The organism is Branchiibius hedensis (genome assembly GCF_900108585.1).
GTDB classification, from domain to species: Bacteria; Actinomycetota; Actinomycetes; order Actinomycetales; family Dermatophilaceae; genus Branchiibius; species Branchiibius hedensis.
Genome location: NZ_UESZ01000001.1, coordinates 1,843,770 through 1,856,710 on the forward strand (window position 1 = coordinate 1,843,770; position 12,941 = coordinate 1,856,710).

13 protein-coding genes are annotated in these 12,941 nt (G+C 65.7%); 12 read left to right on the forward strand and 1 reads right to left on the reverse strand.

Annotated elements, in window-relative coordinates; translation table 11 throughout:
• The first annotated feature begins 183 nt into the window (after positions 1–183).
• From DR843_RS09000 to DR843_RS09020, 5 genes are read left to right on the forward strand one after another with little or no spacing between them, the layout of a single operon-like run.
• Positions 184–1,185 (forward strand): CpaE/TadZ family protein, encoded by a 1,002-nt coding sequence (locus DR843_RS09000; RefSeq protein WP_109685132.1) that lies wholly within the window; start codon positions 184–186, stop codon positions 1,183–1,185.
• Positions 1,182–1,469 (forward strand): hypothetical protein, encoded by a 288-nt coding sequence (locus DR843_RS09005; RefSeq protein WP_146202537.1) that lies wholly within the window; start codon positions 1,182–1,184, stop codon positions 1,467–1,469. Before DR843_RS09000 ends, DR843_RS09005 begins: the two co-directional genes overlap by 4 nt.
• Positions 1,466–2,329: a hypothetical protein gene (locus DR843_RS09010; RefSeq protein ID WP_109685137.1), complete on the forward strand. Its 864-nt coding sequence runs from the start codon at positions 1,466–1,468 to the stop codon at positions 2,327–2,329. The genes DR843_RS09005 and DR843_RS09010 overlap by 4 nt, the downstream gene beginning before the upstream one ends.
• Positions 2,326–2,775 (forward strand): hypothetical protein, encoded by a 450-nt coding sequence (locus tag DR843_RS09015; RefSeq protein ID WP_109685139.1) that lies wholly within the window; start codon positions 2,326–2,328, stop codon positions 2,773–2,775. Before DR843_RS09010 ends, DR843_RS09015 begins: the two co-directional genes overlap by 4 nt.
• Positions 2,772–3,593 (forward strand): hypothetical protein, encoded by an 822-nt coding sequence (locus DR843_RS09020; RefSeq protein WP_109685141.1) that lies wholly within the window; start codon positions 2,772–2,774, stop codon positions 3,591–3,593. The genes DR843_RS09015 and DR843_RS09020 overlap by 4 nt, the downstream gene beginning before the upstream one ends.
• A gap of 51 nt (positions 3,594–3,644) precedes the next feature.
• Here the strand turns inward: DR843_RS09020 and DR843_RS09025 are convergent, their stop codons facing one another.
• A complete protein-coding gene (locus DR843_RS09025; RefSeq protein ID WP_109685143.1) occupies positions 3,645–5,150 on the reverse strand; it encodes a RecB family exonuclease in 1,506 nt (501 codons plus the stop codon).
• 182 nt (positions 5,151–5,332) lie between these two features.
• On the opposite strand from DR843_RS09025, the gene DR843_RS09030 reads away from it, so the two are divergent.
• The 7 genes from DR843_RS09030 to DR843_RS09055 all read left to right on the forward strand — a co-directional run bounded on the left by DR843_RS09030 (position 5,333) and on the right by DR843_RS09055 (position 12,919).
• Positions 5,333–5,890 carry a hypothetical protein gene (locus DR843_RS09030; RefSeq protein WP_109685145.1) on the forward strand — a complete coding sequence of 186 codons (558 nt, stop codon included), beginning with the start codon at positions 5,333–5,335 and terminating at the stop codon, positions 5,888–5,890.
• Positions 5,891–5,966: 76 nt separating this feature from the next.
• Entirely contained in the window at positions 5,967–6,173 is a 207-nt protein-coding gene (locus DR843_RS09035; RefSeq protein WP_109685146.1) for a hypothetical protein, read from the forward strand.
• A gap of 32 nt (positions 6,174–6,205) precedes the next feature.
• On the forward strand, positions 6,206–6,856 hold the full coding sequence (locus DR843_RS09040) for a DUF7455 domain-containing protein (RefSeq protein WP_146202538.1): 651 nt from the start codon (positions 6,206–6,208) through the stop codon (positions 6,854–6,856).
• Positions 6,857–6,896: 40 nt separating this feature from the next.
• Positions 6,897–7,523 carry a hypothetical protein gene (locus tag DR843_RS09045; RefSeq protein ID WP_109685150.1) on the forward strand — a complete coding sequence of 209 codons (627 nt, stop codon included), beginning with the start codon at positions 6,897–6,899 and terminating at the stop codon, positions 7,521–7,523.
• A gap of 41 nt (positions 7,524–7,564) precedes the next feature.
• Complete coding sequence (locus DR843_RS09050) at positions 7,565–8,674, forward strand: hypothetical protein (RefSeq protein WP_109685152.1); 1,110 nt, start codon at positions 7,565–7,567, stop codon at positions 8,672–8,674.
• On the forward strand, positions 8,674–8,838 hold the full coding sequence (locus DR843_RS20065) for a hypothetical protein (protein WP_170119806.1): 165 nt from the start codon (positions 8,674–8,676) through the stop codon (positions 8,836–8,838). The genes DR843_RS09050 and DR843_RS20065 overlap by 1 nt, the downstream gene beginning before the upstream one ends.
• Positions 8,828–12,919 (forward strand): LAGLIDADG family homing endonuclease, encoded by a 4,092-nt coding sequence (locus DR843_RS09055; RefSeq protein WP_109685154.1) that lies wholly within the window; start codon positions 8,828–8,830, stop codon positions 12,917–12,919. Before DR843_RS20065 ends, DR843_RS09055 begins: the two co-directional genes overlap by 11 nt.
• Positions 12,920–12,941: the final 22 nt, after the last annotated feature.

Sequence of the window (12,941 nt, forward strand, 5' to 3'; positions counted from 1 at the left end):
ACCCTCACCACCGTGGCCGGCGACCGCCGACTCGGGGACGCCGACAACCCAGGAGGTACTCAAGAAACCGCAGGTCACAGCCTTCGGGCACCCTGGCAGGCGGTCGATCTTGGAATAAGTGTGTGGACACACCATGCGCCCGCGACCACCCGAGGGCCGACCCAACACGGAGACCACCGCGCCATGACGACCGACACCAGCCCCGCCGACAACCTCGACGACCTGTTCGTGAACACCGACCCTCGGGTCAGGATCAAGGGTCGCTTGGCCCCGGTGTTGATCTTCGCCAGCGCCGACGGCGGTACCGGAGTCACCAGCTTCGCCACGAGCGCGGCCGAACTGGCCAGCAATGCCGGCAAGGTGTCCCGCACAGTGCTCGCCGATGCTGACCTGGTCGGTTCCGGCGTCCGCCAACTGCTGCGTGGATCGGGAGTGTTGCCGACGCTGTTGACCGCCCAACGCACCGGCGACGTGCGCACTGCGCTGGTCTCCCCCGGCACGATGAACACCGATTCGGTCAAGACCCCGGACATCAGCTTCCACACGATCCTGACTCCGAGCGGCTTGGCCGAGCGGGCCGCCGTTGAGCACTCCACTGCGCTGGCCTCCATCGAGGCAGCGGCGACCGTGGCCGACCTGGTGATCGTCGACGGCGGCCGGCTGACGCCGTACGTCGACGGCTCGGTCACCCAGGACGTCATCGAGCCGCTGCTGCGCTCCGGGGCGTGGCTGGTGCTACTGACAACCCCGACCCAGCCGGGTCTGGTGGGTGCCGTCGATGTGTTGCGGGCGCTGACTGCCCGTACCGGCGTCCGACTGGAGCGGCTCATGTTCGCGGTCAACCACGTCCCGCGCCGAACAAGTGACGACCTGGCCCGCCAGATCGAGGCGATGACCCGGACGCTGGCCAAGCTCGCGGTGTCGCTCGGTTCCGTCCCTGACGATGAGCAGCAGATCCGCTCCAAGCTGCGCGTCGGGATCCTGCCGACCAAGTCGACCGCGCTTGCCCCGGTCTTGGCCTCGGCATTGCTTCGCGTCACCGGACGTCCGGAGTTCGAGCCGATCGCGGAGGTCAAACAAGCCCGTGCCACCGAACTGGTCGCCGGTGGGCTGGACGAGTTCGACCCGGCGGCGCCACTGCAACCGGGCGCCCGTAAGCGGCTCGTGGGGTGGCCGCGGCGATGACCACACCCATCCAGATGCGTTTCGTAGTCGGCGTCGCGGCGTTCGCCGTCGCGGGCGCAGTCGGGTCTTTCGTCCCGCACGGCTGGGGCTTGGCAGCCTGGCTGGCCGCCGCCCTGGCGGCTGTGATCGGCGCGTGGGCGCTGCGCCCGCCGACCAGCCCACAGCGGACGCTATGGGGCGCGTTGCTGGTCCTGGGCCTCTGTGCGCCCTTGGTTGCCGTTCCGGTGGCTCTGCTGGCGCTCCCAGCATCGTCCACAGGTCTTCTGGGGAGGTTCCCACGGTGAGCAGGACCCAGGAACTGGCCGACTTGATCTCGGCCCAGGTGATCGGGCTGGAAGCCGCGCGACTGCTGGCTGAAGGCGCTGCGCCGGTAGGTCAGTACGCGGTCCTTCCGGTGTGGTGGTGGGGGTTCGCCCTCGTAGGCCGCCGGGCTGATTCCTCCGGTGGTCGGCGGACGATGCCGCACCGCCTGAATGGACCGGCGCTGGTAGGGGTCGATGACCTGCCGGTAACTAAGTCCACCGACGCGTTCGGCCAGCACCGCGAGTTCACCTTCGAGGCCGGTGGGGTCCACCCCCTTTCTGCGACCGAGGCGTTGCGATTCGGCGACGACGTGCGATCGGCCGCCGTTCACACGGCCCACCAGCACCTGCCGGGGTTGGTCGAGGCTGGTCGTGTCGCCAACTGGGAGATGCTCCTGCTGGCAGAGAAGATCACCCGGGCAGCGATCGTGACCCGGCTCAAATCCCTGGTGGGTGCGCTGGTGTCGATCGGTCAAGGTTCGCAGTTCGCTGACGGTGCCGGGTTCGACGACGAAACGATCACGCAGATCGCGGCCACCATGACGTTCGGCGATCCGGGTGGATCGTTCGGGCAGGTCGGGCGGTTTGTCGCCAAGGCCGTCGATGCCGACTTCGTCGCGGTCGAGCCGGCGCGGTGGTTGTCGATGGAGATCACCAGTCTGGTCAGCCGGGAACTGGCCCGCCGGTTCGGCGACCCCCGCAGCGGGCAGATGATCCGAAGCGCTATCGCCGCCGGCGCCGATACTTCTGCTTGGTCGGCGGGCACGGTGCAACGGGCTACCAACCTCAACCTGTCACCGGTGATGAAGAACCGTGCCCTGATCGAGGGGGCGGGCCGGTGAGTGCACCCGTGCAGCGTCCGATCAACTCCACCGCGGAGATGACTGCCAAAGCCACCAAAGCACGCGCCTTGCGGGCCCGGTGGCTGCTGGCACTCTCCCGCGGCGAAGCGAGCGTTCCCGAGCTCATCGCTGCCGCGTGCCAACCGGGTGGCCGGCCGCTGTTGGCAGTGCGTATCGACGCCCTGCTCGGTGCCACACGCACGCAAGGCACGCTCAACCGGGACATGGCGTTGGCTAGGCAGCGATTGTCGGTGCCCACTGGGATGCTTGACCGTGAGGTGACGGTTGGATGGGTGATGCGCAACAAGGGCACTCCCGTGCGCCGGTTGGGGGCTGTGCTGGAGGTCAGCGAGATGGGTGACCTACGCTCCCGGCAGCGCGCTTTCCCGGCGTTCCCGTTTCACACCGACGCAGTCCTGCGCGAAGTGTGGAGGGCCGCGCAATGAGGTCCCAGATCAATCCTGCCGACCCGGTAGCCGTGTTCGCCGCGCTCCCGCATGAACAGCGCGTCGCTCAGATCGACGCGTTCCTGGCCGTCAACCGCCCGTACATGCTGCGGTTGGCGATGCGCATGTGCCCGCCGGACATGAACGTCGGCGACGAACCGCTGCAGGCGGTGATGTCCGAAGCGCACGGATTACTCACGATGCCGGATCTGTACTTGACCGAGGTGCGTTCGCCCGGAGCAGTGCTGGTGGACCGGGCAGTCAAGAACCTCCAGCGGGAAATCCGGAGCATGCAGCCTGCCGGCACCCGCGCCGATGAGCGCAAGCGTGGTGACCTGGAAAAGTTGCGTCGCGCGATGCAGATGACGCTGGGCGTCGACCCGACCCCGCAGCAGCTTGCTGCCGAGCACAACGCCCGGATGATCGCCAAGCGTAAAGACCCCGCAAAGTCCGGCCTGATCCTCACCCCGCAGGACGTGGAACGGCTCAGTTCACCTGTGCCGTCATCGGTTTCGCTGAATGCCGATCCGGAACTGACCCAGGTGGCCGACGAACAGGACGTCGCGGATCTGGCCGCATTGTCCGGGGTCGTCGATGCGGTCGTCACCGAATGCGACCGGGTGTCCCGGATGCTCGGGCAGGTCGCCCGGGCGTTGCTGTCGCCGACGCTGGAAGGCTTGGACTCACCCACGCTCGACACGATTGCGGCCCAACTGGAAGTGTCGACCGCCCAGGTTCGTCGCCAACGAGTGCTGATCCAAGGCATCGTGGTGAAACACCTGGACCGGCAGGCCGAGCAAGCGTCAGTGAAACGCTGACCGGACCGTAACCCGTTGTGTTCAGCGAGTTACGGTCCGAGACGACTCACCTCAGACCGGCACCCGGCTCGCGGCGATGGTTCCGGCGAGCTCGGCATACGGTTCGGCGACGATGCCCGCTTCCCATATTTCGGCGGACACCTTGAACAACACTTCGAGGCGACGAGCGGCCAGCACCGACCACGCCTCCCATTCGGACTTGTCCGCGCTGTGCAACGGAGGCGGCTGGATAGCCAGGACCGAGTGCATCGCGGCGCGTAGGCGGGTGTTGGAGCCGTCCTGCATAGACGCTCGCAGACCCAGGTTGGTTTGGACGGTGGCGCACAGGCTGGCGAACGTTAAGCCCAACGAGCGGATCGCTGAAACGTTGCCTGCCAGCGTCGTGCCGTTCTGCACGTCGTAGGCGTGCAGCGCGTCCAGTGCCATCGTTGTAGAGGTCATCGCGGCGATGGCCGCGTAGCTGTTGGGGTTCAGGGTGCTGCCGGTTCCGGGGACCGTCTGCCCGGCGGGCAGCACTTCCTCCCACGACTTGGCTTCGGTTACCACGGTTGCTCCGTTCATCGACTGACTGCCGTGCTCGGCAGCCACAGGTACGGTGCGACGCACACCCGGCAGAATCGTCGGGATCGCCAAACTCGGCCCGATCAGGGCCGACGTCGTTTTCGCTGAAACCGCGCGTTTGGCGTTGCCGGTCGGACACACCAGTGCCAGCGGGCACCACCCGCACAGTCCGGACTCCTTCATCGCGAAAACGCCTGTGTCGCTGTTCTTCTGGGCGATGTCGTGGCTGCGTTTGAACGCCTCCACGGTGTCGCGCATAGCCTCGCGGCTGTAGTCGACCTCTTTGGCTTTGCCGACGGCGGTGTAGATGAGTGTCGCGCCCACAGGCAGCTTCCCGGTCAGTGCCGCGATAGCCATGCCGTAGATGCGTTGCTGGTCTGCGTAAGCGTCCCGGTCGCCCTTGTAGGGCGTGCGTGGCTTGCCGGTTTTCCAGTCCAGGATGCGCGTGTCGATCTTGTTCGGTTCGCGCGCATAGACGTCGATGTACCCGCGAAGCGGCACTTTGGCGATGGTGAGGTTCTCCAACGGCACTTCGGTCCCGATGACGTCCAACGCCCTCAGGTCGATCGCGTCGGATACCTTCTCCATCTTGGCGGCGACCTCGCCACGCCACGACGTGACCTTCATCGGGTCGTCCGGGGCGACCACATCGTCGCGGACCGTTTCGATGCGTGCCAGCAGGTCGTGCAGCGTCTGCGCGGTGCGCTGCTCCGCCGGCAACGCCAACGCCTCCTCCAGCACCGCGTGAACCGCGGTTCCTTTCTCGGCGGCACCGAACGGGTCGGCCGAACGAGGCAGGGAACGCTCCACCGCCCACCGGGCATGGCAGCCGTCGTGCAGCGCGGCCGCCGTCGAAGGTGACAACGGACGCGGCTTCAGCAACGACTGTGCGCCCGGATGTTCACGATCAGTCACGATCAAGGAGCCGCCCTGGAACGCCAGCCACTGATTCAGTTCGGGCGCGTCATGGGGGTCTGGACCGGTTGGCTTACTCACCTATGCACGGTGCGACGCTGCGCTTGCTACGTCACCAGGTTTCGCCAGTCCGCGCTGCGCGCGAACAGACGAAACCGATTGCGCCGTCCTGCACTGACCTGAATGACGAGCGCAGGCTCCACTGGTGGACCTTCGTCGCACCGTACGGGGGTAAGTGATCCTCGCCTCGAAAGTTGTTGACCATGTCCAACCAGTCACCGGCCGACCCGGCCGTCATCCAGTCCGCGCTGATCGCGGCATACTCCATGGTGCCGATGCCGACTGCTGAGCAGATGGCTGCGGAGAACCTGCCGTTCTCCCCCGCCGAGTACCGTGAGGCGCTGGTCGCTGAGCAGGCGAAGCAGTTGCTCATGTCGACATCTCCCGGTGGTCGCCTGTTCGCTGATGTCGCTCCGGTTGCCAACGGGGAGAAGGTGTTTCGCTCCATCGTGGCGGGCGTGTCTACGGAGGCGTCCTCAGGTCGAGTCATCGTCACCTTGCACACTCGGGTGTCGGACCGCACCCCGGAGGGGACCGAGACGATCCGCACCGAGCACCTGTCCAACCCGTTCGGTCGCGTTACCGCGCGCATCGCCCGTGACTTGATCGGTCACAAGGTGCTCGTGTTCGGCGAAATGCAGGAGATGACCGGCCGCGCCGGCCAGAAGGTTCGCGTGTTGAAGGGCCTCAAAGACCTCGGCACTGCCTCGCAGGCCGAGATCGACGCGCTGCGTTCCGGCACGACCGCGAACGCTGCCTGACCTGGGGTCAGCCGCCTCTGATCCGGGCGGACGACGCTTGCCTGCCGAAGCGTCATGCCCGTCGCACCGTACGGGCATGACGCTTTCTGCTGCCGCACTCACCGCTGCCCACCACGCCGCACACGGCTACGCCCACTCCTCTGGCTTCGGCTCCCTGGGCGGGATCATCGCGCGCTCGATCATCCACGTCGCGACGTGGCGTCTACTGGGTCGCTTGCCGCTGGGGGCGGTTCTGTTGTTGGCGGTGGCGGCAGGTGCGTTCATCGTGTTGCGCCGCCGGTAGGTACCGCGCCGAAGCGTCGCACCGTTGCGAACATGAGCGATTCGACTGCCCCTGTTGAGGTTTCGGTGATGGACGACATCAATCGGCGTTGCGATCAGTGCGGTGCGCCCTCGGAAGTAGTGGTGTCCAATCAGCGCCTCGACATGGCGTTCTGCGGGCATCACTACCGGGCCCAGGCGACCGCGTTGGCTGACGAGGGGTTTTTCCCCGTGGAGCAGACCGTGGCGCCACCGGAGAAGCCCACCAAACTGGCCACAGACTCTCCCGCACCCGCCCCTGTCCCGGCCGCGATGCTGACACGGCTGACCCGTCAGAGTTCGCCGGGCGTGTTCGAGGAGACGCTGACGAACGCCGACGGCCGCTTGACCAATGCTGGTGGTGGGCACGGCCAACCGGCTCTGCTGGTCTATCGCATGGTGGGTGGCCGCAGGGTTGTGCTGGAGTCGCGATCGTTCGTCGACGGGGTGCTTACCGACGACGGTGATTTGCCGGCGATCGTCACCTACGACATGCGAGGCCGTCCGTTCCAGGTGCTGCGGTTCCGGGCCGGGTTGCTGAGCGACGCACTCAACGATGACGGCACGGTCCGCGGGTTTGCGGTGGTGCGCATGGACACCGACGGCGAAGTCGAGCACGTCGAATCGTGGCGTGACGGTGTCCGCCAGGCTGGCCCGAATCGGTAACTCGACCCTGGCTTGTTCGATGTGGCCCATGTAGATCTACGTGAGCACCGATATCGACTTCGACACCAAGTTCCAGTCCGAGCAGCCCGTCGGCGACGACCTGCCCCCCTTGGAGTCTCTCGCTGAACCGCAGGACGCCCCAGCAGCACCCAAGCCGCGCAAATCGAAGCGGGCCGCGCAGCGTCCGTCCGCGAATGTCTCAGACGAGGCAAAAGCGGCGAAGGCTGCCGCCGAGCGTGACCGTCAGACCCGTAAGCGTCTGTTCGCTGCGATCGAACGCCACCGCTCGATGTCAGAGCTCGACGACGACTCGTTGGACGTTGCGGCCCGGCTACTTGGCTGCAAAACAGACCCGGCCGAGGTGGCTGTGTTCAGCCTGACGTCCGCCCCGAACATCAAGGCCCTGTCGTGCCTGGACTCGTTGCGCCCGTCCTCGACCGACCCCGAAGCGGTGATGGACGCGCTGGTTGAAGCAGTGGGTGTCGCAGAGGACAAGCCTTTGCTGCGCTCGGTGTGGGCGCTGTTGTCCAGCGTTGACTCCTCGCTGAGCGCCAAGGCCCCCACCGGCGACCCGGTCCACGCCGGACGTGACCTGGCGAAGGCCGCCCGCGACGTCGACCCCGAAGCGCTGGCGCGGCTGCACCGGATCGCCGAACTCATTTCCTGACCGCCTGACTCACCGACCACCACCCCGAAGGGCTTGTCACCATGGCCACCAACCTGTTGAACCGCAAGAAGGGCCGCGACGACGCGGTCGGGTCTTCGATCCTGGACGGCGGCGACCTGTACCAGGTCGAGGAGTTCGTCCCGCGCACTGACTTGGACCTGCGTGAGAAGAACATCCGCAAGGCGAAGGTCATCAAGTGGCTTCTGGTCGTCTTGCTCTGCGCCGTGCCGTTGTCGTTGTTCGCCGGCTGCCAGGCGCAGATCTCCGCCTCCGACCTGTCGAAGAAGGTCACCGCAGCGCAGTCTGAAAGCGCAAGCCAGCAGGTGTCGTTGACGGTGTCCGACCCGGGCAAGTTCGCCGCATACCAGTCGCTGCAGTCGTGGCTGGCGTCGGTGCCGAACCCGTTGCCGGGCGGGCAGATCGTGTCGTGGGACGGTTCGGTGAAGTCGGCCGACTTCACCACCTCGAAGGTGTCCCGGATGACGGAGAACTTTACCGTTGTCGACGGCGCGGGCCGCGGGTACACCGCTGCGTTCCAGGTGGCGATCGACCCGCGCGGTGGCGCACAAACAGTCGCTGGGCCATCGCTGGTGCCAGTGGTTTCCGCTGCCACGGACGGGTGGGCACAGGATCAGACGCCATGGCCCGGGATCCAAGCCAACACGCAGGTGTCGGACTCGGTCAGCGCCGCGGTCAACTCGTGGGCGAAGGCGTACACCTCTGGCGATCCCGACCAGTTGCGGCTGGCTGTTGGTGACACCAACGCCGCCGACTCCTACGTGCCGATGTCCGGTGTGGCGTCAGTTGAGACGCAGTCCACGGCGTCGACGGCGACGAAGGCCGGTCTGGTGGTTCGTGCCCAGGTTGTTCTGCACTGGGCGGGCCGTTCGGCGAACACCTCGGTCCAGCCGTTGGAGTTCGACCTGTTGGTGTTGCGCGCCGACACCGCCGCCCCGCAGGTGGTGGCGTGGGGTGCGCCCGGTTCGGGCCTGACCGCCAAGCCTTACCAGAACGCCATCCAGGTGCCCGCCGATCTGCAGTCGACCCCCACCGCAGCCACGTCACCGTCCTCCAAGGCGTACGACACAGGCGGCGCGTCCGCGCCGACGTCGGCTCCCACGTCGGTACCCACCTCGAAGGTGGCCCGCTGATGCGCGGCGAGCTCGCCCCGCTGCCCCGGTCGTTGCCGATCGACCGGATGTTGGCGACGTCGCGCAAGCATCCGCCGGGCGGCCTACGGATCCGCCGCGGTGACCAGACCAGTTCCATCACGACACGCACGATCACCACGAGGCAGGCTCCACATGGCAACTAAGACGACCCCGAAGCGGATGAACCGCCCCTTCACCGACACCGTGCCGGACTGGCCGACCGCGGTGAAGCAGGTCTACAACTCCGGCTTGGTCATCTCGATCGACAATGACGTGTGGCTCTACCGACGTTGCCCGATGGGGCCGGTGACCTCAGCGATCACCGAGGACGACGCGCTGCGGGTTGGGCAACCGATCTTCGACGCGCTCGTGGAAATCGAGGGTCTTACGCGCACTGCGGTGAAGTCGCGACGGTTCTCCAAGAACAACTACCGCGAGTTCCACATGCTGCTGGTCAACGTGCCGCAACGGTACGTGCCTGACGACGATCAGCCACTGAAAGGCTTTCTGTCACGGCAGTTTTCGGACGCCATCACCTACCGCCGGGAACTGTTGGTCGGAGTGAAGCTGCGCAACAGTGCGTTCCGCTCGGGCTGGCGGCAGTCGGTCGACGTCTTCTACGAGGCGCTGACGCTGCAGAACGTCGGCGTCCAGTTGCCCGAGTACGCGGCCGATTACCGTCGGGTCGATGCTGCTCTGACCCGAGCCGGTCTCATGGTCGCCACTCGCGCCGAGATGCACCTGGCCGACTCGTGGTGGAACCTGGGCGCCAACCCGGACGTGCCGTACCTGGTGCACTCAGACCACCTGCACATGTTCACCTCCACCACCTCCATGACGGAAGCGGCGCGACTGGAGAAGGCGGACGTCGACTGTCGTGAACCGGAATGGTCGGATCTGCACAACCACCACAGTCTCGGCTTCGTCGGGTTCGACACCTTCAACTACAACTGGCGAGATGTGAAGTCCCTGGAAACAAACTTCGTGGTCGAACTGGTCCGCCAGGGAGCGATGGCGGTCAGTTTCCGCGGCAAGGTGGAGCCGACGGCGATCACCCGCAACGAGTTGCGCACGGGCCGCCGCCGGATCCGGGCGGACATCACCGAAGCTCAGGCGCAGGGCGCGATGGACCGTCAGGAGCAGGAGGACAAGCAGGCCGCCATTGAGCAGATGGAGTCGCTCTACTCCTCTGCCACGCTGCACTTGCCGACCGTCATCGACGCGAGCATCGTTGCAGCCCTGAACGGTTCGCTGGACGGCTCGTACGACGTGGCCGGGCTGACCCGCACCGTGAAGCTGTCCAACCTGGTCGAACGCCAGGAGAAGGCGCTAGCCGAGATGATGATGGGCTCCCAGGTGCGGTGTAACCCGCTGCTGCGTGACTTGCCCGCTACCGCAATGGCGTTCACGGGAGCCCCCGACTTGGCGGTGTGCGGTGACACCACCGGAGCACTGCTGGGGTTCACCGAGCACGACAAGCAGCCGGTCTACATCTCCAACGACGCCGCGTCCGTCGGCGACGCATTGCCGATCTTCCTGGTCGCCGGCGCCACCGGCTCGGGCAAGTCCCTGTCGATGCTGAACATGGCCTACCAGTGGGCTCAGGCTGGGATTCCGCAAGTCGTGGTCGATCCGAAACTGCTCCGGCTGGAAACCCGCATCCCGACACCTTCCGGATGGACCACCATGCGCGACGTTCAGGTTGGCGACCGGGTGATCGGACGAGACGGCCAGCCCTGCAACGTGGTGCACAAGTCGAAGGTCTTCCAGCCCGACGAAGTGACGATGTTCCGTTTCGAGTTCGACGACGGCCAAGTGCTGTTCGCCGATCTGCAGCATGAGTGGGTCGTAGCGACCCCGAAGGGTCGAAGCGCCATCGCTAACGGTCGGGGTATGAGTGTCGACGAGCTTCGCGAAGCGAGTCGTAAACTGACGGCTGCGGTGAGCGACCTGGATGGCGCTGCGGCCCACACCACTACGGATCTACTTCGACGGGCCCAGTCGCTAGGTGTCCATCGGTGGATGGCAGCACACCAATTGAGCGCGGATCTCGAACGGGCGGGAGTTTCATTTCGGTCCGACCCTGGCCGGCGCCGGAAGACCCGCTGGTGGGAACCCTCCGTCGCTTTCAAGGCGATGGCAGCGCAGGTGTTCAATGAAGCCGAAATGGGCTCTCAGCACTGGCAAGTGGCAACCACCGAGGATCTCCTGCGGCGGTTGGAGAACCAGGGAAACGGCCGCCGCCAGACCTACTTCGCCACCCCTGTTGCCGCCGCCATCGAGGGCCAACACGCCAACCTCCCTGTCGATCCATACCTTCTAGGAGCGTGGCTGGGAGATGGCTACCGCAAGGCTGGAAGCATCTGCGCCGGCGCATCTGATGCCGCGGAGATGCACAAGCTCCTTCAAGAGTGCTGGCCGCGGCCGATCACCGAAACTGTCGAGCAAGAGGGCCGCGTCTCACTATTCGGGTTCCCCCGCGCCGAGGACCGCTGCAACTACGGCCACTTCAACTCGTGGGTGCCGACCGTCAAGGACTCCAAACGTTGCTACGCCTGCGGCACCAGCAAGAAGGATCTGACCACGGCAACAAACCTGACTTTGGGCCACCAGTTGGGCCGGGCGGGACTGATCGGCAACAAGCGCATCCCAATGGAATACCTCCGCGCCAGCGCCAACCAGCGCCTTGCGCTGCTGCAGGGGTTGATGGACACCGATGGCACGGTGAAACGTAAGCGCGGCGAATGCAAGATCACCTTGTCTCGTAAAGTGCTTGCCGAGGATGTACTGACGCTGATCCGGTCCCTTGGCTTCAAGGCACACTGGCACGTTGAACGCGCAGTCGCCGTGTCTCGCGACCTCGGGGGCAACGCGGTCCGAAAAGTCTACGGCGAGACGTACTCGATCACGTTCCAGCCCCACCGCCCGGTGTTCCGTCTGCCGCGCAAACTGGAAGTACAGCCGAAGCCTGGCTTTAGGGCCCAGTTCGCCTACATCAAGTCGATCACACCGGTGGAATCGGAGAAAGGCCAGTGCATCCGCGTCGACTCTCCAGACCACACCTACTTGGTCGAAGACTTCTTGGTCACCCACAACACAGGCTCGGACCACTCACCCACGGTCCTTGCCGCTGGCGGTCAAGTCGCGACCTTCGACGACCTCAAAAAGTCGGACGGCATTCTGGACCCTTTGCGGTTCACTCAGAATGTCCAGGCGGGCCTGGAGTTCGCGTCCTCGATGCTGCTGCAAGTGGCACCTTGGGATAAGCCCGCCAAACAGTTCGAGACCGAGTTGATGGTCGCGCTCGACTACGGCGTAAAAGAAGGCGCGACGTGCATCGGCCAGGCGTTGAAGCTCGCTCAGGACGCGGGTAAGGCCAGCGAGGAACTGGTCAAGCCGGTGCTGGACCTTGCGAACGTCAGTGCACTGTTCTCCGCCATCGTCGGTCGTGACCCGCAGACTAAGGGGTTGGCTGTCGCCGACGGAATCACCCTCATCATGGTCGGCGACACCAATCTCGAACTTCCGCCGATGGGACAGCCTCCGTCGACGTTGCAGCAGCGCATCGCGGTCGGCCTGGTCCGGATGATGGTGTTCGGCTCAGCGATGGCGCTGACCGGTCGCCGCGGTGTGCTGCACTTCGACGAGGCGTGGATCGCAACACTCGCCGGCCCCGACGAGTTGGACCGACTTGGGCGACTTGCCCGTTCCCAGCAGGTGTTGCCGGTGCTCTACACCCAGCGCGTCACCGACGTCGTGAAAATCGGCTTGGCCGGGTACATCAGCCGCGGGCTGATCATGCACCTCAAAGACGAGTCCGAGGCGCGGGCCGCGTGTGAGTTGTTCAAGCTGGAGCCGACGCCCGAGCGAATCAACCGGATCACCGCTTCGGAGCGGTCCGGCGGCGGGTCAAGTGAGTCCAAAGAGGGCGCCCTGAACTGGAACAGCTTCAAGGCGCTGTTCAAGCCAGACCCACGCGACCCATCCAAACGAATCAACGTGCGTGGCTCCGTCGGTATCCACGTAGACCTACACGGTCGCGCGGTGCCCGTGGTGCAGGACCTGCCGCCGGAGTTCTTGGAGATGACCTCGACCAACCCAGAAGACATCCGTCGCCGCACGGAGCGGATGGCTGCCCTGGAAGCGTCCCGCCAGGCAGCGCTGGAGCGTCACGACCTGCCCGGGTTCGACAGCGAGGCTGACGCCGACGACTTGGTCGTCGACGACGTGTTCAGCCTCTCCTAGTTCGGTGCGGCGGGGCATCTTC

Excerpts from the sequence above, each read along its gene's own strand:
- DR843_RS09000 (WP_109685132.1), top strand. The coding sequence starts at position 184 with ATGACGACCGACACCAGCCCCGCCGACAACCTCGACGACCTGTTCGTG.
- DR843_RS09005 (WP_146202537.1), top strand. The coding sequence starts at position 1,182 with ATGACCACACCCATCCAGATGCGTTTCGTAGTCGGCGTCGCGGCGTTC.
- DR843_RS09020 (WP_109685141.1), top strand. The coding sequence starts at position 2,772 with ATGAGGTCCCAGATCAATCCTGCCGACCCGGTAGCCGTGTTCGCCGCG.
- DR843_RS09030 (WP_109685145.1), top strand. The coding sequence starts at position 5,333 with ATGTCCAACCAGTCACCGGCCGACCCGGCCGTCATCCAGTCCGCGCTG.
- DR843_RS09035 (WP_109685146.1), top strand. The coding sequence starts at position 5,967 with ATGACGCTTTCTGCTGCCGCACTCACCGCTGCCCACCACGCCGCACAC.
- DR843_RS09040 (WP_146202538.1), top strand. The coding sequence starts at position 6,206 with ATGAGCGATTCGACTGCCCCTGTTGAGGTTTCGGTGATGGACGACATC.
- DR843_RS09050 (WP_109685152.1), top strand. The coding sequence starts at position 7,565 with ATGGCCACCAACCTGTTGAACCGCAAGAAGGGCCGCGACGACGCGGTC.
- DR843_RS20065 (WP_170119806.1), top strand. The coding sequence starts at position 8,674 with ATGCGCGGCGAGCTCGCCCCGCTGCCCCGGTCGTTGCCGATCGACCGG.
- DR843_RS09055 (WP_109685154.1), top strand. The coding sequence starts at position 8,828 with ATGGCAACTAAGACGACCCCGAAGCGGATGAACCGCCCCTTCACCGAC.